Genomic DNA, 21,215 nt, shown 5'->3' with positions numbered 1-21,215 from the left:
CACGAGCGGTCCGCATGCCCTTCCTGGTGGAGCGCAGACGCACCGCGCGCTGTAGTCGGCTCCTGGACCGGCTGCGGCGCATGTTCAGACAGTGAGCCTCCCGGATACAGAGAGTGCTCGCGGCGTGGTCGCCGTCGTTCGGTGGTCCCTCGCGCACGGGTGGACAATGCGGCGGCGTGCTTGGTCCTGGCGTTGGCGGGCGCAGTGGACGCGGCACAGGGGAGCGGCCACCTGCGGTTCTCGTTCGACCTGCCGGGCCAGCCCGTGTACGAGACGAACCAGGAGATCCTGCCGGAGAGCGAGTGCCCGCAGTTGAGTCCGTCCTCGCCGACTGTCCCGGAGTAGAGGCCGTCAGCGGGTGCGCTGATGGGTTGGGGATGGTGTTCGCCCGGTTCCAGGGTGACCGGCTCCCGCTGTGGATCAAGGTGGCGGGCGCCGGCGACGTGTCCTGTTTCCGCATTTTCGTCAATGCTCTCAAGCGTGACGTTGCTGTGGTCACCGCCGCCGGTCTTACGTTGTCGTAGAGTTCCGGCGTCGTTGAAGGCCTCGTGAACCGGATCAGAGCAACCGGGCGTCAGATCTTCAACCGGGCCGAGCCGCTTCCGGCTTGCTACGGAAGCGAGTGTTTCTTGCCTATCGCGGTTCTGTGGGTCGACGAGCGGGTCCGTTCAGCTGATCTCGCTGGGCACCGGAGTCAGGCCCAGTTTGCTCCGGCATGAGTTGACGGCCCGCGTGACCCAGGCGGTCACGGCGTCGTGGTCTGCCGCGATCGTGTGAAGCTCACGCGTCTTCTCCTGGGCGTCGACCATCCACGGGGCCAGCGCGTCCTCTTGAAGGACTCGCTCGAAGTGATCGCGGGCCAGGTGAGGGTCCCCGGTCAGAGCGGCCGCGATCCCGGAGTCGAAGCTGTCCCAGAAGTAGCCCCGCCGCACCGGTCTCGACGTCAGGTACTGGGCGATGTCCGGCAGTGCCGGGAACTTCTCTCTCAGCGCGGTCACGTTCGCAGCCGCCTTCCGACTGAGTTCGAGTGCCACTGGGGTGAACTGTTCCTCGGTGCGAAACAGCTCTGAGCCGATCCGGACTGCGTCTACATGGAAGGCCAGGTGGTCCACGTCGTGCCACAGCCACATGGCGCCGACGTACAGACCGCTGCCGGCTATCCGTGGCGGGGTGAACTCCACAACCCCGAGCCACCACCCGTGATCATCAATCCACAACCGCGACCGCCCGCGCTGGGCCAGGCCGAGTGGCTTCAGGGACTCCCGTGCCGCCGAGGTAATGATCCGGAGCACCGGACTGCGATCTGCCATGACCGTCATTATCGGCTTGACCCGTCTCATCGAAGGACCAGTCTCACCGAAATTGACTGGCTCAATGAGGTCACGTACCTGGCCCAGTCATACCCCGGGGATGCCTGCTTGCCGCGCCTGCAGTTCGGAGCGGACGAGTTCGAGGAGACGCCCTGCCCAGTTGCGGCCCCGGCCGGCGTTGTCGCCCCAGAACGTCGAGTTCATGTCGTCGTAGATCAGGGTGGCATCGTCCGTGCCCAGGAGGATCTTGGCCAGCTTTGGGTGCTGGTCGTACTTGGCGCGCAGCAGGCTCGTCATGACGGCTGTTCGGGCGTGTTCCCAGCCCTCACGGCGTGGGGCCTCGGTCGCGAGCGTGCGCGCCGCGGCGGCGGATTCCGCCGTCGTGATGGCGTGCCGGGTCTCGGGCGCGGTGACCGACAAAGCCCAGTAGGCGTGGGCGACGGAGGGGTAGTCGCTGTCTGCGACCGTGATCGGGGCGGGGTAGTCGTGGCGCAGGCCGAGCTTTCCAGGGTCCTCTACCGGCTTGTTCGGATACGAGTGGTAGAGCTGGAGGGCCGGGGCCTGCGGCGTCTCCGGTCCGTCCGCGGGGACATGGGTGGACCGCTCGGCCCTCCAGCGGGCCCGTTCCTCGAAGTATGCGAGGGCGCTGTTGTAGTCCTCCTGCGTGACCGTTTCATCGAACGGCAGGTAGGTCCTCCCGCCGGGCCCTGCCACCAGTACCCGCAGCGGCCAGTCCTTGCTGTCCATGTCGCCCAGCGCGTAGCGGCGCTGCGTCTCCGGGACGGCTAGGAACGCGGTCCGGGCCGCAGCCCGGTTCTCCTCGGTGCGATCGGAGAGGAAGACATCGACGGCGGCCAGGCAGCGGCCGGTCGAGTCGGGCCGCCCGTTCAGCTGGTCGATGGTGTCGCGGACTTCGTCGACCAGCAGCTCGGGCGTGAGCCAGCTCTCCGGCTCGCTGAACTTCCAGTCCGCCAGCTCGTGTGCGGAGACTTCGCCGCCCTCGGGGAAGGATGTGGCTACCCAGCCAGTGCGCAGCTTCTCCTCGAACTCCTCGATGGTGACCAGGCCCCAGCAGTCGATGAGTCCGTCGCCGTAGATGAAGAGGTCGGTGAGGAAGTAGTGGCCGCCGTTACGGATGAAGGCGTGACGCCAGGTTCCGGGTATGCGGACGCCGTCCGCTGTGCGATGGGTGATCCGGTTTCCGATCATCCTGGGATTGTGTCGCAGTGGCTGCGGGCAGGTCGTGAGTTTCCTCAGGGTGGCCTCCGGCGTCTCCACGCCACAGACATCGTCGGGCGCTGGATCCGGCAGTCAAAGTTCGTTGAAACTCGTCAAAGTACGTTGAGACGGGTCACGGCTGTTACGCCGAGACACCGATGGTCCTAGAGGCACATCACCATCACAGAGCTGTCCAACAGCATTGAGCGTCACCGTTCCACAGAAGTCGGACCAGTACTCACTGCCGGCTCGACAAAGTCGGTGTGTCGATGAAGGGGCCACGGTCGCGCGAGCAGGATGCCCGTTGCGGGGAGGCGCGGGGGTATCAGGGGATGGGTGTGGCGCCGGTCGCGGTGAGGGTCAGGTCCCACAGTCGTGCGGCTGCTTCCGGGTTGATGGCGTAGGCGCGGACGCCCCCGTCGTCCATGGAGGTTTCGGGAGTGGAGATGCCGGCGACGTCGCAGTTTTCGAGGTAGAGACCGCCGAGGCCGTCGAGGAGGGGGGATGTGGCGGCCCAAAGGCCGGTGGCGGCGCCCTGTGCGGGGGTTTTGAAGTCGGTGGCGGTCAACGTGCCGTATTCGTCCACCCAGCCGCGGTCGATCTGTTCCTGGAGCGTCATCTCTCGCTGCAGTGCGGTGATGATTTTGCCGGGGTGGAGTGCGAACGCGCTGATGCCGTCGCCGCGCCCGAGGGTGTCGAGGTGGACGGCGAAGAGGGCGTTGGCGGTCTTGGCCTGGCCGTAGGCCAGCCATTTGTCGTAGCCGGTACGGAAGTGAGGGTCGTGCCAGCGTATGTCGGTCAGGGTGTGGCCGGCGGAGCTGTTGACCACGACCCGGGCGCCGTCGGCGGCGGCCAGGAGAGGGTGGAGCTCGCAGGCGAGGGTGAAGTGGCCGAAGTGGTTGGCGGCGAGCTGGCTCTCCCAGCCTGGCCCTACGTGTCGTTCGGGGGTGGCCATGACCCCGGCGACTGCCATGAGCAGGTCGATCTTGGTCAGGGATTCCCGCAGCTGTGCGGCGGTGCTCCGCACGCTGTCGAGGTCTGCCAGGTCCATGGGGATGATCTGGCAGTTCTTGATGTCGGCGAGGGTGGTCCGGGCGACGTCGGGGCGGCGTGCGGGGACGTAGACACGGGCGCCGACGTCGGTCAGGGCGCGGGTGGTTTGCAGGCCGAGTCCGGAGTAGCCGCCGGTCACGACGGCGTCGATGCCGGAGAGGTCGAGGCCGACGGTGACGTCCTGGGCGGTGCTGGTGGCGGAGAAGGGCGAGCCGAGCGGCCGCTGATCAGTGGTGGTCATGACATCGACGCTACGAGCTGGAGCGAGGTCTAGATCAAGTCCTAGACTCCGGTACATGGCAACCAGCGAGACTCCCGCGGCGCCGTTGAGCATCGGCGAGGTGGCGGGGAGGACCGGACTCAGCGTGCATGCGCTGCGCTTCTACGAGCGGGAGAACCTGCTGGTCGGACCGGTCCAGCGCACGGGCGGCGGTCGCCGCCGTTACACCGCCGCCGATGTCGAGTGGCTCCTGATCTGCGTCAAGCTGCGCGAATCCGGCATGTCGTTGGCTGAACTCAGGCGGTTCGCGGAGCTCGTGCGGCACGGTCACGGCAACGAGGCGGAACGGTTGCAGCTCCTCGATGCCCATCGGCAGCGCGTCGACGCGCAGATCGAGACGCTGCAGGAGTGCCGGTCCGTCATCACCTGGAAGGTCGCGGTCTACGCCGAACACCTCGCCCGCGGCGAGGCCGAGGGCCTCTGGGCTCCGACCACCTGAGCCCGACGGCGCACCCCCCTGTGCCCAGCGAGGTGCAGCACAGTGCTGACTGTCCTTCGCCCAGTCCCGAAGGCGAAGAGCGGCATCTCTGCGGGCGGCGGACTGCCCGCGTCGGACGTTCGCCGAGCCGTTCTCCCGACTGGCTGCCCCGTACACACGTTTCACGACTCGGCTCAACCGCGCCCTGGAGCGAGTGGGGCTCGATCTGGCCGGGCGGGCCGGCGCCCGGCTGGCAACTCAGCTGGCCGCCTGGTTGATCCGCCACCCTCGCGTGGAGATGATCTGCCAGGACCGGGCGGGCTCCTACGCCGAGGGCACCCGGCGCGACGCCCCCGGCGCTCGGCAGGTCCGCCGACCGGTTTCCTCCGTGGCAAGGCCTGGGCAGGGCACCTTGAGCCGGGCTCCGCCCGCCGCACGGCCGCGGGCGCCGTCGGCGCGGTAGGTGGCGGGCTGGTTCGCTCGCCACGCTGCGACCGTGAGCGAGGAAGGTCGGGCCGAGTAGAAGGAGGTCCTGGCCCGCTGTATCGAACTGGACACGGCCGCCGGGCACGTCCTCGACTGGAGCTCCGGCAGCTTCGAGGGGGGCCGTCAACCGCATCAAGAAGTTCAAGAGACAGCTCTACGGCCGAGCCGAATGTGAACTCCTCCGCAAGACGATCCTGCTTCAGTGACCCTCCTGGGTTGCGACCCCAGATGGTGCGCCGGAAACGTCTTCTGACCCCACTCCTCAGAAGTGCGGCCCGACAGTGAGGTGCGATGCCAAGGCGGAGGCTGCGATCTGCAGTTGCGTTTCCCATGCCGCCTCGTCGAGTCCTAGCGTGTACTCGATGCAGCACGCGCATGTCGGGAGTAGCGCTACGAAGGCTTGCTCCTCGGCGGTCCCTCCCTCCGTCTCCGACCACTTTTCCGATGCCAACTCGGCGAGATCCACCTCTCCGGCGGTGAACCGGGTGGCCAGCCTGTGTAGCGCGTATCGCCGGGCTAGGTGCTGATCGGGCAGAACGATCCCCAATTCTTCGAGAGCCAGCTCGAATGTGTCGCGGATGTCCCGGGGGTCCGCATGGCGCGGCAGGCCGGCGAGCTCGCACAGGGCCGGCGTGTCGATTCCCCTTGCGAGTGCCTGGGCAGCGGTCATCGGCAGGTCTTCCGGACACACCTGATCCGCCCGGTACAGCCACGCTGCCTCCACCAACGGCGGATAGGCGCTGCGGACAGGGTTGTCAGATTCGGATGTGCCGTCCATCGCTGCCATGGTTCATACGATGCCAGCACGGCTCGAGAGAGCGCCCCGAATTTTCGACTGTCCCGGCAAACCGCCCTGCGGACCGACCTAACTCCTGCTGTTGCCCCGCGACACTCCGCGACCGCTCCCCAAGATCTGGGCCAGAACGCCGTTCTCGTCAACAGAGCCACCCTTTGCAAGGCCTTTCGTGACTGACACTGGGAATGTCCCTGTCTTGACTCCGTCGTTGATTGGTAGCAGCTGCTGTGAGCACCGAAGATTCCAGGGCGCAGGTTCGGTACATATGGGAGTCCGTCAGGGTTGGTTCCCTGGGTGGTTCGCTGCTCGTCTGCGATGTCGAGGGTTTCTCTGACTGGGGCGGAGCGGTGTACGACGCCGACTTCGAACTGGATCCTGCCTGCGACTACGCCCGTGCCTGGTCGGCGATCCACCGGGACGACGATGACCTCGAGGCCGTGTTGGTGCGGTTCGGCAGCCATGGGGAGCATGCGGGCCTCATCTGGGAGATGGACGGCGACGGCATCGCGGAGATCGCCTGTGCCCGGAGCCGGAGGGGTGCTGCTGGCGGCGATGGCTTTCTGATCATGCGTTCGTGGATCCCCGCGGGCGGGACGGATGCGCCGCGTCGGCATGCTGCCCGGGCGGTGGGCGGGGAACTGGAGGTGGGGCGGCTGACGCTGCGTAGCGGGAAGGTCGTTGTCGTCGGGGCGGCGGTGAATGCTGACGAGACCGGCTCGTACGCGACAGCGCAGGAAAGAGAGGCTTCGATCCAGGCCCTGGCCCGGCTCAACCCACCTGTCCAGCTCCACCTGGACGGCCAGCGGGGTCTCGGTACGGTGCTGTGGGTCGAGCCCGGCACGTATCGCGTCACCTGTGGATGGCACGAAGGAACGCGAGGACGGTATATGTCCGAGGAAGAGATTCAGGGTCCGGCACGGTCCTACGCGGAAGACGACTGGAGCTGCCGCTGGGTCCGCTTCACCCGGTCTGGCGAGCCAACAGCGGCGGAGTAGAGGGACGGACGGCCGGACTTCCAGCCGCTCGTCCGTCCCCCGCTCCCCGCCCGGCCGGGAACCACCTTCTCTTCCGCGCCCGATCGGTCTGGACCCTGCTCGTGGGGTGACGGCCCGGACGAGAGCGACGCCCGGGGAGTCGCTGAATCCCTTGGTGGGGTTCAGCGCCTCGGAAGTGACGGCGGCTCCCGCCCCGTCGTTCACGCAACAGGTTCGGAGACAGGCGGACCGGCTGGTGTGGCGCATGGCCTTCAAACCGGCCTATGTCGGCCTGGCATCGTGCCAGCGGACCCTGTCCACGTGCACGGTACGAGCCCACTGCCTAGCCGCTGCTGCGCGTGAACACCACGGGCGCCAGGTCAGTCTTTCGCCTCGTTGGGCATCACCTTGGTGACTTTGCCCGCGGGGTCGGCTTCGATGCGGCCGCTCTGGCTGTAGGCGTTCGAGACGTAGACGGACATGTGTTTCGGGTCCCCGAAGGTGGGGTCGTCGCCTGTGACGAGCAGATACCGCGTCGAGATGTCCTTGACGTTCAGTTCCTTGTCCGCGCGTTTCAGCAGGGCGGGAAGGACGTCCCAGTCGAACTCGTCCATGCTGAACGGGCTGTCCATGGGGCCGACGCTGCCGCTGATGATCCCCTTCTCGGCTCCGTCGCCGGGGCGGTAGGTCCAGCTGTCGTAGCGGCTCTTGCTGCCCTTGACCATGACCTGGGCCGAGACGTGCTCGGGGTAGACGGAGAGGTCGCACACCTGGTCGGTGCCCGTGGCTGCCTTCAGTGCCTTCAGTGCCGTGCGGATGCCGTCCGGGGTCAGCAGGTTCTGCGCCGCCGGCTGTCCGAGGTCGTCACCTGTGTTCGCAGGCGTGTCTGGCGTTTTCGAGACGCTGGGTGTGTGGGTGCGGGAGCCGGACGTGGTCGGGCCGGGGGACTGGGCGCCCTGGTCCTTGGTGCCGCCGAGCCCGGGGACGAGATTCCAGGCGAGGAGGCCGGCCAGCACGGTTGCGGTGACGGAGGAGCCGATGGCGATCCCGCGGGTACGACGCCGGGCCTGTTCGGCGTCGTGCCCGCGCGCGTGCGGCCCGTGAGGAGCGGTCCGCGGCACGTCGTCCCACGGGTCCCGGCCCGGCGCGGGGTGGGCGGTGGGCCCGGCCGGATAGGACGTCGGAGCGGCGGTGGGGTGGGGCGTTCCGTCGGACGGCCACGGCGTCGCCGGGCCGAAGCCAGGCACGGGCGGGGTCGCCGATACGGGTGGGGTCGCCGTTGCGGGCGGGGCGAGGTGGTAGGAGGTGGACGTGTGGGTACCCGGGTCCGTGCCAAGGGGTGTCCCTTGGGCGGCCGTGGCGAGGAGCGCGTCGAGAGCGGCGGCGTCGGGCCGCGCGGTCGGGTCCTTGACGAGTACGGCGGACAGCGCTGCTGTGAGTACTCCCGCCCGTCGTGGCGGCGGCAGTGGCTCGCTGAGGACCGCTGCGAGTGTGGCCAGCGTGGATCCCCTGCGCAGCGGGTGCGCGCCTTCCACGGCGACGTACAGCAGCATCGCGAGTGACCACAGGTCGGACGCGGGGCCGCCCTCGTCGCCGGAGATCCGCTCGGGTGCCATGTAGTCGGGGGTTCCGATGATGGAGCCGGTCGCGGTCAGTGCGGTCGACTCGCGGATGGCGGCGATACCGAAGTCGGTGAGTACAGGACGGCCGTCGGGCCGCAGCAGTACGTTGGCCGGCTTCACGTCCCGGTGCTGGATGCCGACGTCGTGCGCGGCACGCAGCGCGGCGAGCAGTTCGCGTCCGAGCCTGGCCGCGGCGACGGGTTCCATCGGCCCGTTCGCCAGCTGGTCCGCGAGCGAGCCGCCGGTCACCAGTTCCATGACGAGCCAGGGGTAGGTGTCTTCGCCCGCGTCCACGATGTGGTGGATGGTCACGACACCGGGGTGGTCGACCCGGGCGAGCGCCTGCGCCTCGCGCAGCACCCGGTCGCGCAGCATACGAGCCGCCTGCGGGTCGTACTCGGCGAGCCCCGGGTCGGGCGGGCGCACCTCTTTCAGAGCCACGGCCCGGTTGAGCACGATGTCCCTCGCACGCCACACCGTGCCCATCCCGCCGCCGCCGAGCCGTGTCTGGAGCTCGAAGCGGCCGTCGATAACCCGTCTGCCGGGGTCCCCGTCGTTCATGGGCGGGAGCCTACGCGGCGCCGCTGACACGCTGCAGAGCGGGCGGCAGATGGCGCCCCCTTTGCTCTCCTGGACGACCCTGCCGGTCTTCGGGGGGTGTTTGCCGCGACCCTACGAGAGTCCGGTCCGGTCCGGCGCCGACGGGCCGGTCAACCTGGGCGCGGCGGTCGATTGGCCGCGACGATGCCAGAGGACCGAGAAATACCGCCGACCCGAAGAGAGCGCACTGGCGGCCACACGGCCCACAGGCACAGGACGCACCTCCAGCACGGCGAGGGACCCCAACCTTGTACGAGGGCACCCGTCGGCACGGCCGGGTCGCCGGTGCCGATTCCACCCACAGACAGGAAGCCCCCAGCGCGTGGCGCTCCTTCTACCTCCTGCCAAGGAGACCTCGGACCGGACCGGCAAGGCAGCGCTGGCTTTGTTGGTGTGATCCAAGAACGTCTGTTGCTCAGTGACGAGATCGCCTGATGCGACACGAGAGCGGTGTCGCTGAGTTCCGAGAACGCGTGGATGCTTGCTTCGGTGCCACTGGTGCGCTGCGCACAACGGCGACGTTCGAGCCGCGGGGACCGATGCGCGGGTTGTCAGAGGCAGCGGTCAGGATGGCGGTCATGACGGATGGAACGACCTGGCTTGCTGCTCCACAATCCATCGCCTTCGGGGGCTACCACGTGGTGCTCGCCCGCGGGCTGTCGCCGGAGGAGCTTGCCGACCGCCTTGCCGCGACCCTTCTGTACGAGGCCGAGCACATTGTCGTGGCGGTCGGGGAGCACACCGGAGACTCCCTTCTGGACCTCATGGACAACACCTATGGCGATTCCTTCGACGGCATCGGCCTGCGCCTCGGACGCGCTGGCGGTTGGACGTACGCGGTCGCGTATGGCGGCTGGCCAGGAGAGTTCGGGCCCCTGACGCCTGTCTCGCGCGACGGTGCGCATGTCTGCCTCCTGGAGTACGAGGAGGAGAACGGCAAGCCGGTCCCGCCGCAGTTCGAGTACTTCCACGACGGCCGCCTGCTGAGTGCCTGCAACCTGCACCTGGATGTCTCGTGGGGCTACCAGGGAGTCGACGGCGAGCCCGCGACGGCCGCCCGCCTGCAGCAGCTGCTGACCGCTGCCGGCCTCCCGGACCCGGAGCGGGACAAAAGGGAGGTGCACCGCACCGCACTGGGCATCGTCGAGGAGTTCTTCGGGCTCTCGTTGCCGAAAGGCCCGATCGTGAGCGGCACCCTGTCGGCGGTCCTGCTGGAACCGGCGTAGCCCAGAGCCACGTGAAAAGAAGCGACCAGGGGGGTGTTCTCGCTTCTCGCCGACATGTGACGGGCGGTCGACCCTCACGCGTTCCCAGAACACATCGACAACCGTTCCTGGTTTCCACCTACGCAGCCACAGCGCCGACTCGGTAGCACCGACACCTGTGCGGACGCGCAAAAAGACTCCCGTAAAACGGGCAGAGGACCCGGCGTGCGCAGCGGGTACGTGTGCCCAAACCAACGCCACCACCGGGAAGCCGCTGCGCGATCCCGAGGACGACGCGGCCTGCCGCAGCCTGTGACGAGCCAGGGCACCACGGTTCCACGCCGGCGCAGGAACCGACCGCTCGGTTCCGTGATCGTCTAGGCAGGGAGACCGGAGTCCTGCCGGCGGTAGGGTCCGGCTATGACCGCTGACTGGTACGTCCTCATCGAGGAGGACACCCGAACCACCGAACGGGCCGACGGTACGGACCTCAAGCTTCATCGGTGGATGCTCACAGGCACACACCTCATCGGCCCGGACCAGGCGGAGGCGGCCGCGGCCGCCGAGGACGCGGCACTCCATCACGTACCAGGCCTCATAGCCCGGCATGCCCGCCCGGGAGACGAACCTGCCCGTCATGCGCTGCTCACTCAGGACGGTGCGTGGATCGTGCTGGTGCAGCAGCGTCACCGCGCATGCCACATACGGGTGACCACGGCCCGGCTCCTGCACACGCGGGAAGAGAAGGAAGCGCCGCCGAAGAGCCTGAAGGACAAGTTCCGCAGCGCCATCGAGGGCCCAGCACCTACGCCGAAGCCGTGGACCTGGACGACCGACAGCAAGCCCCAGGGGACCTGACCACTGCGTACGTCCTCCAGAGCCTCGGCGCCGCGACAGTGGCCGCCCTGGCAATCTACGTCCCTTCACCAGCCCAGCAGGAGCGAGACAACCGGCGTCGGTGGAGTGCGAGGTGGGTCGGCTGGATGCACCACGCGTACTCACCGGCCTGCCCCGCACCGGTGCTGTGGAGAGCCTCGGTCACAACCCCCTTCGCACTGGGGCACGAGTATCCCGACCGAGCACCTCGACCGAGGCCGGCGGTGGGGTAAATCGGTCGACGGGCCGGTGTGCGGCGCAGTGTGATGGGCTGGACCGCTCGCCGTAGGGGACGGGCCGATTCGGGGAGTTGTTCCTTGGCTGTTCAGGGGAGTGCGGAGGCCTCCGTGGTGATCGATGCGGTGCTGGTCAGGCGACTGGTCGACACGCAGTTTCCACGGTGGGCCGGTCTGCCTCTGGAGCTGGTGGACCCTGCCGGCTCAGATCATGTGATCTACCGGCTGGGCGGCCAATTGTCCGTGCGCCTGCCCCGGCATGCGGGCGCGATCGGCCAGGCCCGGAAGGAGTCGGAGTGGCTGCCCCGCCTCGCCCCGCACCTGCCCCTGGCTGTACCGGTGGTGGTGGGGGTGGGGGAGCCCGGCTTCGGCTATCCGTGGCCCTGGGCGGTGTCCCGTTGGCTGGAGGGGACGGTGGCCACCGTTCAGGCACTGGCCGATTCGGCCGAGGCGGCCGTCGAACTGGCCGGGTTCCTGCGCGCTCTTCAGCGGTTCGAGCACAAGGAGTCTCCCGATCCGTGCGTCCGTGAGGATCTCGCAGTGCGTCCGCTGGTAGCACGGGATCGGGCGACGCGGACGGCCATCGCGGGGGACGACGGGGCGTTCGACGCCGCGGCGATGACCGAGCTGTGGGACGCGGCGGTCAGCGCCCCGGGATGGGAGGGGCCTGAGGTCTGGGTCCACGGCGACTTCCACACCGGAAACCTGCTGACCGTCGACGGCCGACTCAGCGCGGTCATCGACTTCGGCGGGCTGGGCATCGGCGACCCGGCCTGCGACCTGATGATCGCCTTCACTCTGATGTCGGCCGGGAGCCGGGCCACCTTCCGCGCCGCGCTGGGCGTGGACGACGCGACGTGGCTCCGGGGGCGCGGCTGGGCGCTCGCGACGGGCCTCAACGCCTACACCCACAACGCCGGCGTCAACCCGCATGTCACGGCGCAGACCACCCGCCAGATCACCGCGGCCCTCATCGGATAGAACCAGTCCAGCCACTCATGTGCGGAACTGGAGGGCAAGGGAGGCAGCATTGACGGCGCCGGGGAAGATGACCCCGCTTGTCACCGCGTGCCGGTGGCACCGTTCGGGCGAGGAATAGCCCGAAGGTCCCGGGTTGAAGAGCGGGCCCGCTGTGCCGGAACCCGGAATGGGTTCGCAAGGTTCTCAGAGGCGTCGCGCGGAACCGAGAATGGCGGGATGGCCAACGGCGAGGAACTGCTCTGGGACGCGGCGGACAAGGGGACGGCGTTCGTTCCGCGGCTGCGGCGTACGGCGGTGACGGCCGTCGGTGCGGGCCTGTTCGTCTTGGTGCTGTGGGCCTCTGCCGGGGCCACGTGGGCGGCTTGGGCGACTGCGGCGTACGTCCTCATGGAGATCGCGTACCGGCTGTGGGACCGGCACCGCCTGGTCGAGATCCACATCGTTGTCACAGAGACCGATGGCCTCACCAGGCTTCGTCTCCGGCAGGTCGGCGGACGGACTACCGAACACGACCCGCACCACGTGGCCCGGGTGCTCATCATCCGCGACAACGTCGTCGACACGGCGAAGCTGCGTCTGCGCCTGAACGGGAAGTTGGTCCTGTTCGGGCGCGCAGGCCGCCCTCCGGCCGTCACGGTGTGGCGCAAGGCGTGCCCGAGGGCTCACATCCAGGAAAGGAACGCCTGGTGGGGCATGCCGGGAGTTCCCGACTAGAACTTCGGTCGCCCCCGCCCTGGCGGCTGACGGCCCAGAGGAACACCACCGTTTCACAACTCCGGTTGCAGGTAAGGCCACATCACACGCGTCAGACTGAAGAATCGGCTGATGGCCGGACGCGTCGGCGTCCTACTCGTCCGCCACTGCGTGGCCCTGAGCGCCGACCTCGGCCACCGCGATGCGCACCGGCCGCTCGAGAAGTACCCCGGCCGGGAAGATCTTGCCCGGGTTTCTTGGGGTGGTGCATACGCTTCCCTCATGGCTGATTCAAAGGCAGGACCAGCCGACTGCGGTCGGCTGGTCGAGCTCGTGCTGCCGCCTGCCGAACCCGTGGACGCTCGCGGAGACTGGACCGCTGCGGAGATGACGATCGGCACGCGGCTTCCCGGTGATTACAGACGGCTTGTCGAGACCTACGGGTGGGGGGAGTTCTGTGATTTTCTCTACCTCCGGACACCGTTCGGTACGAGCGAGTACAACGGCATCGAGTGGCAGAGCGCACGCTTCACGGGATCACCCGAACGGGATCGCGATCGCTACCCGTATCCGCTGTACCCGGATCCTGGCGGGTTGCTCGTCTGGGGCACCACGATGGATGCCGACCGCCTCTGCTGGCTCACCCGTGGGTCCCCTGACGACTGGCCTGTCGTGGTGTGGAGCAACGAGGGCTGGTACGAAACCCATCCCATGGGAGCGGCAGCTTTCATCGAAGGCTGGGCAGGCAGCCATGTCAGGTCCCGTCTCCTCATGGATATGGAACCGGGCCTGGCGCCGTGGTTCAACGCCTTCCGCCCTCGCATCCATCGGTGCCTGCAACTATCCGAAGGCCTCCATGCCCACCCCGAGCGGCTGCGGCGACTGCGCGAGGCTTTGGCCCCCACCACTGACCGGGGATCATGGCGCTCCACAAACGACGAGACGGGACAGGACCACCTCGCTACGGTCGACACCGACTGGCTGCTCACGTACGACGCGTCTCGCCCCCACCAGATTCGCATCGGCTTCCCGCCCGAACACAGCGAACAGGTCTGGCAGCGTCTCTGCGCCGCTGCGCAGCTCATGGGGTGTGAGGTGCTCCAGATCACGAGTGCGGACGGAAGATGTCTACCGACGTGGGACACCGCCACGGACGAGGACGCGTAGCTCGCGGCCGTGGGGGAGAGGTGGCTTCGACCGCGAAGACAGCACCGGCCAGCGGCACTGGCTTGCGTGTGATGTCTCTGGGTGCACGGCGCGGATTCTTCATGCGGATGGGTGTGGTCGGCGCTCGGTGCCCGTCCCGCGGCTCCTCTGGTCGCCGTGGACCGCTCGGCCTGCGTGCCGGTGGACCTGCCGCCGTTGCATGTCCCGCTGTGGTTCGGGTCCGTTGCCGACGGAGCTTCCGAGGACGCTGCCGGGGGAGGGTTGAGGGGCCTGCGGCGACAGTGCTGGGTGTGTGGCTGGAGTCCGGTACGGCCGCGGCGGGCTCCCCTCAGATGACTCAGTTGCATCTGCTGGTGGCGGGGGTCCGGGCGCCGAGATGGGGTCGGCGGCCGGTAGCGCTCCTGCGGGTGGCCCGCCGTGCGGACCGAGCGGCGGCGGGGGCCTGGCAGATGGGCGGTGACGGCCGCTGAGCGGCCCGCGGACGCTGCCGCCGGTGCACCGGAGAGCCAATCGGTACGGGCGCTGCGGTTCTTCACCGTTCCCGTCTTCGAGACTGGCAGCGACGACAGCTGGATGGACGCGGCCGGTGCGCCGATGGAAGCGGCCGGACTGCAGGCCGCCTCGGGGCTCTCGCTCGACAGGGCCTGGTAGCGCACCCGGCCGGATCAGGAGAAGCATGTCTCATGCCGCGGACGCGGTGGAACACCTCGGCCCGCAATGCGCTGGGGCACTCGCCGCACCTCCACCGGACCATGCGGTGCGAACGGGCGGCGACCGCTGCGGCCTCCAGTCCGTCGTTTAAGGCACGGGTTCGGGTGGGGGGGGGGCGGACAAGGCTCCTGGTCCTCGGCCCGGGGCGGGTCAGGAGTAGGTCATGGGGCAGCCGTGCCGTAGGGAGTACTGCGCGGCGCGCAGGTAGAGAGCCACGTAGAAGGCCGCGTCCCGGTCCTCGGCCCACGGTCCTGGCCGTGCCCGGGCGGTCTGCTCCGCCGCGCCCTCCAGGAACCACAGACTCAGTGTGAGGTTCTCGCCCGCCGGTATCGCGTCCACGGGCAGTTCGACGGCGTCGGCGAGCCGCTCGGCCAGGGCGACCACGCGCGGGGCCCCGGCGACCACTGTCTCTTCGCCGGAGTACGCGGTGCCGACGGGGAGCACGATCTCTTCCTCCAACGCGAAGGGAACCAGCACACTCCAGTCGAGGAGGGCCGACAGCTCCGCGTCGGTCAGCCGCGTCCTGCACAGCGCCACGAAGCCGTCCATGGACGGGCTGACCTTCTCCTCGAACCAGCCCGGCGCCTCCCCTGCGACCTCCCGCAGCTCGTAAGGGGGCAGCCCGCGCCGCGCCAGCTCGGTGTTCAGTGCGGCGGCGACGTCCCCGTACCCGTCCTCCCCGGGTTGTGACCAGTCCTCGGCGGTGACACTCACCAGATAGATGCCCATGACCGCAACGTACCGGCCGCCACCGACAACGCCTGCCTCTCGTACGAGCGCGGCGGCCGTCCCACCCATGCAGCGCCGCCTGAAGCGTGCATCAGGGCAGAGCCGCCGACCGCTCGACCGCTCGACCGTCCGGCACCCAGCGCCCTGTCAGGCTTCGCCGCGTCGGGCCCAGGTCCCTCTTCCACCCGCCGTCATCAGCGTGTTGACGATGTGCGACCGGTTGCGGCCGCCCCGAAGCAGCCGCTCGGCCGCAAGGCCGAACGCCAGCGCAGGTCCCACGAGTCCAAGGGTCTCGCCGGTGCCGAGCGCCAGCCCCGCGCCGGCGAGCCCGAGGCCGGTCTCGGCCGCGGCCCAGGCGAGCCGCCCGGGCCGCTCTCCGGAGGCCGGCAGCTTCCGCCGTACCGCCCGGAGCAGTGCGGGGAGGGCGTCGTCGGCCGCCGCCGCGTCCCCGGCGCGCAGCGCCGCCTGGAAGGCGTCGCGCCGACGGGTCACGACCTCGTCCTGATGGATCTTCGCGATGTCCTGCCAGCCCAGTTCGGCGACCGCCGCCAGGTTGCCCGGGGCCATCCCGTGTTCCGCAGGGGCGGTGGCCCCGGGGCCGGCGGGCTCGAAGAGCGCGTCCGTCGGACGCCCGAGGTAGAGCCCGATGTCGGCCGCTTTCGGGAGCGACCGCGGGGACGCCCCGTCGGTGCCCAGCGTCCGCTGCACCGCTCCGTTCCAGGCCTGCGTCGCGGTGTTCCACATCGCCGTCCTGTGCGGCGGGTCCGTCGCGTCGAGCTGGGCGAAGAGCACGGCCCTGCGGTGCCGGTTCGACGGCTCCACGTGCTCGTCGAGATAGGCGAGGGTGCGTTCCACCGGGGCGTAGTCGTGGCCGGGGAGCCCCGGCAGCTCCGCCACCTCCTCCAACACGTCGCGGTACGAGCAGGGGCGCGTCACGGCGCTCGTGCCCAGCGGCACTCCTGCCTCGCGGGAGAAGTGATGCAGGGTCCAGGCCACAGCCTCCAGCCTGCGCCGGATCACCCCGCCTTCCTCGTACCGTGCGCCCAGCGCGGTACCCCGCGCGAACAGCGGCCCTGGATTGGCCTCCCCGCGCTCCAGAACGGCTTCGGACAGCCTGACCAGGGGCTCCGCCGTGTCGAACGAAGACGAGAGCCAGCCGGGCTCCAGCGCGCGGTGCAGGCCGGTGGTGACCAGGGCAAAGGGGTCACTGCCGCCCGGAGCGGCGGTGGTGCAGCGCAGGAAGGACGGGCAGCCGCGCACGAAGGACCGGAAGTCCTCCGTCTCGAACAGCGCCTGCACCGCATGGCTGTCGATGAGCTGCACGTCGCTCAGCACCACCGTGTGCCCCAACAGGGCCTGGATCTTGAGCATGACGGCCAGTGACGTGTCCTGCGGACTCCACCCGGACACGCGCAGGTGCTCACCGTCAAGCCAGTGGGCGTAGATCTCCATGGTTCTCCCCCTTTCCCCGCCGAGCGACGGGTTCCCCCTCGGCAACCCTACGGTGAACAAGCCAACTGCGCTAAGTGCCGGGCCGGTTGGTGCCCGGTTGCACTCCCCGCACTGCCGCGAACCGGGACCGCGATGGCACAGCCACGGCGCGGCGGAGATCCAGAGTGGCTTTGTCCACAAGAACGGGTTTCGGGCACAACCTCTGTGGAGCAGCGCTCTCCGCCGGCCGGGCCGCGCTCTGCATCACGCACCGTCTCGCCAACGCACGGGTCGCCGGTGCGACAGCTGAGCAGGACTTCGGGACAGATACCTCACGTCACTGCGCCGTCGGGTTCAGGGATGAGTCCTCTGTTCACGGCCCGGGGGTACAGCCGTTGGCGCCAGTCGTTGGGGTCGGCTCCGGGGGCCGTGGTCAGGACTGGGTTCGGACGCGTTCCGATCAGGTGCAGGAGCGTCCGGGCGACGTCGTGGCAGTCGTCGGTGCCGAAATGCGAGGCGAGGGTTCGGGCTCCTTCTCCGGTGACCGGCTGGGAGATCGCTTCGAGTTGCTGAAGGTGCCTGTCGATCTCCTCTTCGCTCCCGTCCCGGTCTGGGAGCGGGCCGGCGGCGAAGGCCTGCACTTCGGGGCGCATGGACGAATGATCTGCCGCCGTCGCTCCTGCGGGCACACCGTCTTGGCTGGTCAGGCTGCCGCCGCCTCAGCAAGCTCATGACCCGACGGCGGCCTCGCACGTCCTAATCAGAAAGTCTGCACTTCAAAATCAGGAAGTTGAGGCTAGGCTTGACGGGTCGCAAGGTGGGCAGGCCGCGAACTGGGGGAGGGGCGATGTCAGGGGTGAAGGTCGTGGGCACGGCCGCGTTCCTACCTGCCATAGGTCGACCCGTGCACGCCTCCGTGCGCGGCAGCAGCCACCCTGACCCCGGCTCAGCGGCCCTGCGGAGGACTGGCAGCCGCACCCGCCCACGCGACGGCACTGCGGCAGGCCGCCGGCCGACGGGGCGCTTCCGCCAGGCCCTCGCCACGCGCCCGGGACCTTCTCCGGACGACCGGCAACTGCCCTGCGGACCCGTACCAGTTCGCCGACCGCCGCCTGCCTCCACTCCACCACTTCACTACTTCACTACTTCGAGAAGGAGCAGCGATGACCACGTACGTACTCGTCCACGGCGCCTGGCACGGCCCCTGGGCCTGGGACCGGGTCGCGCCCCTGCTGCGCGCAGCTGGTGCCCGTACGCTGACCCCCGACCTCCGCTCGTCCGACGACCACGGGCTCCACCACGACGCCGTTACGGTCGCCGCCGCCCTCGACACCGTCCCAGAGGATGAGGAGCTCGTCCTCGTCGGCCACAGCTACTCCGGTCTCGTCGTGCGGGAGGCCGCGGATCTGCGGCCCGGGGCGGTCGACCACCTCGTCCTCGTGGACGGCTGGGCCGGACCCGACGGGGCCGGCATGTTCACCCTGGCGCCCGATGCGTTTGTCGCTGCCGTCCGCGCGGCGGCTTCGAGTTCCGCAGACGGACGGCAGATACCGGCACCGCCCCCGGCCGCTTTCGGGGTCGTCGATGCCGCCGACGCGGCTTGGCTCGCCGAGCGCCTGGTCCCACAGGCACTGCGTACGTTCACCGAAGCCACGCGACTGACCGGCGCCGTCGACAAGGTTGCCGGCTCTGCCATCCACTGTCGGCCCGCGACCTACCCGTTCGAACGCTTCGGCGCCGACCTCGGGTACCGGACTCGCGCCCTCGACGGCCCGCACGATGTGATGCTGACCGACCCCGAGCCTCTCGCCCGCCTGCTCCTGGACGTGTCAGGGCGTCCCATGCCGCTTCAAGAACAGGAAGGGTGAAGTCTAGAGTGAGGGAGTGGAGCAGCGAACGTACAACCAGTTCTGCGCGACCGCGCGCACCCTCGACCTCGTCGGTGAGCGCTGGACCATGCTGCTCATCCGGGAGTTGCTGACCGGTCCCAAGCGGTACGGCGATCTCCAGGCCAGCCTGCGCGGACTCGGCACCGGGCTGCTCGCCGCCCGGCTGAAGCACCTGGAACGTGAGGGGCTCGCCCGCAAGGTCGTCCTGCCTCCGCCCGCTCGTGTCCCCGCGTACGCGCTGACCGAGGCGGGAGAGGAGCTCGGCCCCGCCGTCCTGGCGCTGGCCCAGTGGGGACTGAAATGGGCCATGGACGAGCGCCGCGCGGGCGAGACCTTTCACGCCGACTGGGCCGTCCTGGGCATGCGGGCCTGCTTCGTCCCGGACGCTGCTGCGGGGCTGCGCGCGGTGTACGAGTTCCACGTCGGGGAGGACGTGCTGCACGCACGCGTCGACGACGGCACGCTCGAGACGGTTCACGGGCCGGCGCAGCGCCCCGACGCGACGATCACGATCACCGAGGACGAACTCGCAGCGGTCACCAGCCGCAGGCAGACCCTCTCGGGCGCGATCACGGCAGGTACCGCAACAGTCACGGGCGACCGCGAGGCCTTGCGCCGACTGCCGGACCTCTTTCGGCTACCGCCCCAGAGTCGCCGCGTCGAGGGCTGAGCTGCAGACGACGGCATCAGGGCGCCCACGCCTTGCCGCGGCCTCACCCGCCCGGCGACGACCGTCCTGTGCGCGGACTGCCGGCTCCTGTAGGTGTCTTGCCGAGCATGTGTTGCGCCAGAAAAAGCAAGGGGTCCCGAGCGTCACGGGTCTCGATAACAACCGGAGAGCACGCCGACTCGGTTTCCCAACGCACATCTTCATGATCAACGGGACGCTGGGACGATAAAATGAAACCGTCCTGGATTCGGTTCAGGCGCTGCTGGTCCTGATTTCCTCGGACGGTGCCGCTGTGGCAAGTTCTCGTCGAGGCGCATCGCGTGGAGTTGACCTTCTGGATCCGTCGCCACACGGCTCAGATTGAAGAGGATGCCGAGCAAGCGACTCTCCCAGGTGCCACCCCCGGGCGAGTACGAACTCACGCCCCTCGGAGGGTCCCTGAGCGACACCGTTACGCATGTCGTGCAAGGGGTCCAGGACCACCAGACCGAGATCGTCCGCAACCACGACGTGTACGACGTCGGAGATTCCGCGGCACGGTGCACTTGGGCCCGGCGCCACGCCGTCTTGGCGGACCGCTCGTTCCGTCGGTCACCTCCGCCGACATGCTGTCGCAGGAGCGCGCCATGCTTAGGTCGCCTCGGCGTCGGCCTGGGACAGCAGCGCGGTGAAGACGTTCTCCCTGGTGCCGTGGGAGGGGCGTACTTCCGCAGCCGGTTGTGGGCGCCCCTCCACGAGCCGAAGTGCTTGGGCAGGCCCATCTATGGTGTCCCGGTACTTGAACGCGATCGCGTCGATCACCTGTCGGTGATCACGTCACCGCCCACCCCGCCGAGGTGTCCGATCCGGCAGCAGCGGCTCGATTATCGCCACTGAGCATCAGTCAACGAAAAACATCAACCAGTGATCGGATGATCCGATGGAACCACCCTGGTTCCGGCGGGCGCCCGGTCACGATGTCGGCGGGTTCGCCGGCTTGGCTCGCTGCGGGTGGACTGTCTCGTACCGGGCCAGCATCGCTACGCACTCGGCGATCTTCCGGGCGCGTGTCTCGGCCCGTTTGGCGGTATTCACCCGGTGGATGAGGGCGAAGCGGTTGGATTTGGTGAGCACCTCCAGCATCGCCTGCGCCGCTGGGTTGGCGGCGATCGCAGCTTGCAGGTCGTCCGGCAACTCCGCTTCCGAAGATGGCGCATAGGCGGCCGTCCACCGGCCGTCGGCCTTCGCGGCGTCCACCGCGGCGCGGCCGGCAGGCAGCATCAGGCCGGCCGCCTCCAACCGGGCCACGTTGGCGACGTTGCGTTGGGACCAGACGCTGCGGGGCCCGCGTGGGGTGAGCCGCCTCCAGGAACTCTCCTCGTCGCGCTTGCGGGCCTGGCCGTCGATCCAACCGAAGCACAGCGCCTCGTCGACCGCCTGCTGCCAGGTCAGCGTCGTGACGGAGCCGCCCTTCCTGGTCAGAGCGAGCCACACGCCAGGCGAGGTGGTGTGGTTGTTCAGCAACCACGAGCGCAGCGCAGCGCTGTCGGCAACGATCAACTCATCCAGTTCGGTTCCGGTCACCACCACAGGTTAGTGCCGCAATCCGGTGCTGCGATCTGGCGCGGTGGCTCGCCGAGCCCGCAGCGTCGGTGCTGACCGGCTCGCCCTCACCGACCGCCGGGCAAACGGCTACCCGCACATCGTCCCCGGCGCCGTCCGCATCAGTGGCTCCACGGATACCGCTCCGGCCGGTCCGCGTGCAGCTTCGCCGCGACGCGCTCCAGGCCCTCCGCATACGCCTCCTCCATCGTCCGATGATGGAAAGTGATGCAGGTCGACACCCCGTGCTGCGCCATCGAATGCAGAATAGCCGCCTGCAGCACACCGA

20 protein-coding genes are annotated in these 21,215 nt (G+C 69.0%); 10 read left to right on the top strand and 10 right to left on the bottom strand.

Annotated elements, in window-relative coordinates; translation table 11 throughout:
• Nucleotides 1-204 precede the first annotated feature (204 nt).
• Nucleotides 205-345 (top strand): hypothetical protein, encoded by a 141-nt coding sequence (locus tag ACFV2S_RS30370; RefSeq protein ID WP_385566009.1) that lies wholly within the window; start codon nucleotides 205-207, stop codon nucleotides 343-345.
• 323 nt (nucleotides 346-668) lie between these two features.
• On the opposite strand, the gene ACFV2S_RS30365 is transcribed toward ACFV2S_RS30370, so the two are convergent.
• The 3 genes from ACFV2S_RS30365 to ACFV2S_RS30355 all read right to left on the bottom strand — a co-directional run bounded on the left by ACFV2S_RS30365 (nucleotide 669) and on the right by ACFV2S_RS30355 (nucleotide 3,822).
• Complete coding sequence (locus ACFV2S_RS30365) at nucleotides 669-1,310, bottom strand: hypothetical protein (protein WP_385566006.1); 642 nt, start codon at nucleotides 1,308-1,310, stop codon at nucleotides 669-671.
• Between the two features lie 87 nt (nucleotides 1,311-1,397).
• Nucleotides 1,398-2,519: an NADAR family protein gene (locus tag ACFV2S_RS30360; RefSeq protein ID WP_385566003.1), complete on the bottom strand. Its 1,122-nt coding sequence runs from the start codon at nucleotides 2,517-2,519 to the stop codon at nucleotides 1,398-1,400.
• Nucleotides 2,520-2,853: 334 nt separating this feature from the next.
• On the bottom strand, nucleotides 2,854-3,822 hold the full coding sequence (locus ACFV2S_RS30355; protein WP_385565998.1) for an oxidoreductase: 969 nt from the start codon (nucleotides 3,820-3,822) through the stop codon (nucleotides 2,854-2,856).
• 55 nt (nucleotides 3,823-3,877) lie between these two features.
• Between ACFV2S_RS30355 and ACFV2S_RS30350 the strand changes: the two genes are divergently transcribed.
• The gene (locus tag ACFV2S_RS30350) at nucleotides 3,878-4,300 is read left to right on the top strand and encodes a MerR family transcriptional regulator (RefSeq protein ID WP_385565995.1); all 423 of its coding nucleotides are present in this window, start codon (nucleotides 3,878-3,880) and stop codon (nucleotides 4,298-4,300) included.
• Between the two features lie 727 nt (nucleotides 4,301-5,027).
• On the opposite strand, the gene ACFV2S_RS30345 is transcribed toward ACFV2S_RS30350, so the two are convergent.
• Nucleotides 5,028-5,552 (bottom strand): hypothetical protein, encoded by a 525-nt coding sequence (locus tag ACFV2S_RS30345; RefSeq protein ID WP_385565992.1) that lies wholly within the window; start codon nucleotides 5,550-5,552, stop codon nucleotides 5,028-5,030.
• Nucleotides 5,553-5,788: 236 nt separating this feature from the next.
• Here ACFV2S_RS30345 and ACFV2S_RS30340 point away from each other — a divergent pair, with 236 nt between their 5' ends.
• Entirely contained in the window at nucleotides 5,789-6,556 is a 768-nt protein-coding gene (locus ACFV2S_RS30340) for a hypothetical protein (protein WP_385565988.1), read from the top strand.
• 359 nt (nucleotides 6,557-6,915) lie between these two features.
• Here ACFV2S_RS30340 and ACFV2S_RS30335 read toward each other — a convergent pair whose 3' ends face one another.
• Nucleotides 6,916-8,718, bottom strand: coding sequence for a protein kinase (locus ACFV2S_RS30335; protein WP_385565984.1), 1,803 nt, complete (start codon nucleotides 8,716-8,718; stop codon nucleotides 6,916-6,918).
• Nucleotides 8,719-9,335: 617 nt separating this feature from the next.
• Here ACFV2S_RS30335 and ACFV2S_RS30330 point away from each other — a divergent pair.
• From ACFV2S_RS30330 to ACFV2S_RS30310, 5 genes are all read left to right on the top strand, one after another.
• Nucleotides 9,336-9,983: a DUF6461 domain-containing protein gene (locus ACFV2S_RS30330; RefSeq protein WP_385565980.1), complete on the top strand. Its 648-nt coding sequence runs from the start codon at nucleotides 9,336-9,338 to the stop codon at nucleotides 9,981-9,983.
• Between the two features lie 399 nt (nucleotides 9,984-10,382).
• The gene (locus ACFV2S_RS30325) at nucleotides 10,383-10,820 is read left to right on the top strand and encodes a hypothetical protein (RefSeq protein WP_385565976.1); all 438 of its coding nucleotides are present in this window, start codon (nucleotides 10,383-10,385) and stop codon (nucleotides 10,818-10,820) included.
• Between the two features lie 365 nt (nucleotides 10,821-11,185).
• On the top strand, nucleotides 11,186-12,055 hold the full coding sequence (locus ACFV2S_RS30320; protein ID WP_385565973.1) for an aminoglycoside phosphotransferase family protein: 870 nt from the start codon (nucleotides 11,186-11,188) through the stop codon (nucleotides 12,053-12,055).
• Nucleotides 12,056-12,271: 216 nt separating this feature from the next.
• Nucleotides 12,272-12,769, top strand: coding sequence for a hypothetical protein (locus ACFV2S_RS30315; RefSeq protein ID WP_385565970.1), 498 nt, complete (start codon nucleotides 12,272-12,274; stop codon nucleotides 12,767-12,769).
• Between the two features lie 261 nt (nucleotides 12,770-13,030).
• Entirely contained in the window at nucleotides 13,031-13,915 is an 885-nt protein-coding gene (locus ACFV2S_RS30310) for an SMI1/KNR4 family protein (RefSeq protein WP_385565967.1), read from the top strand.
• A gap of 861 nt (nucleotides 13,916-14,776) precedes the next feature.
• Here the strand turns inward: ACFV2S_RS30310 and ACFV2S_RS30305 are convergent.
• The 3 genes from ACFV2S_RS30305 to ACFV2S_RS30295 all read right to left on the bottom strand — a co-directional run bounded on the left by ACFV2S_RS30305 (nucleotide 14,777) and on the right by ACFV2S_RS30295 (nucleotide 17,439).
• On the bottom strand, nucleotides 14,777-15,355 hold the full coding sequence (locus ACFV2S_RS30305) for a hypothetical protein (protein ID WP_385565963.1): 579 nt from the start codon (nucleotides 15,353-15,355) through the stop codon (nucleotides 14,777-14,779).
• Between the two features lie 147 nt (nucleotides 15,356-15,502).
• The gene (locus ACFV2S_RS30300; protein ID WP_385565960.1) at nucleotides 15,503-16,807 is read right to left on the bottom strand and encodes a hypothetical protein; all 1,305 of its coding nucleotides are present in this window, start codon (nucleotides 16,805-16,807) and stop codon (nucleotides 15,503-15,505) included.
• A 311-nt stretch (nucleotides 16,808-17,118) separates the two neighbouring features.
• Nucleotides 17,119-17,439, bottom strand: coding sequence for a hypothetical protein (locus tag ACFV2S_RS30295; protein ID WP_385565956.1), 321 nt, complete (start codon nucleotides 17,437-17,439; stop codon nucleotides 17,119-17,121).
• Nucleotides 17,440-17,949: 510 nt separating this feature from the next.
• On the opposite strand from ACFV2S_RS30295, the gene ACFV2S_RS30290 reads away from it, so the two are divergent.
• Both ACFV2S_RS30290 and ACFV2S_RS30285 read left to right on the top strand, forming a co-directional pair.
• Complete coding sequence (locus tag ACFV2S_RS30290; RefSeq protein WP_385565953.1) at nucleotides 17,950-18,654, top strand: alpha/beta fold hydrolase; 705 nt, start codon at nucleotides 17,950-17,952, stop codon at nucleotides 18,652-18,654.
• A 16-nt stretch (nucleotides 18,655-18,670) separates the two neighbouring features.
• A complete protein-coding gene (locus ACFV2S_RS30285; RefSeq protein WP_385565949.1) occupies nucleotides 18,671-19,345 on the top strand; it encodes a winged helix-turn-helix transcriptional regulator in 675 nt (224 codons plus the stop codon).
• A 951-nt stretch (nucleotides 19,346-20,296) separates the two neighbouring features.
• On the opposite strand, the gene ACFV2S_RS30280 is transcribed toward ACFV2S_RS30285, so the two are convergent.
• Nucleotides 20,297-20,911 (bottom strand): YdeI family protein, encoded by a 615-nt coding sequence (locus ACFV2S_RS30280; protein ID WP_385565944.1) that lies wholly within the window; start codon nucleotides 20,909-20,911, stop codon nucleotides 20,297-20,299.
• Nucleotides 20,912-21,048: 137 nt separating this feature from the next.
• A complete protein-coding gene (locus tag ACFV2S_RS30275) occupies nucleotides 21,049-21,183 on the bottom strand; it encodes a hypothetical protein (protein WP_385565940.1) in 135 nt (44 codons plus the stop codon).
• Nucleotides 21,184-21,215: the final 32 nt, after the last annotated feature.

Origin of the sequence: Streptomyces sp. NPDC059695 (assembly GCF_042733785.1) — a bacterium.
In the GTDB taxonomy this organism is placed as follows: domain Bacteria; phylum Actinomycetota; class Actinomycetes; order Streptomycetales; family Streptomycetaceae; genus Streptomyces.
The sequence above is the reverse complement of the archived record's forward strand: the minus strand, read 5'-3'. Positions and strand labels throughout refer to the sequence as shown.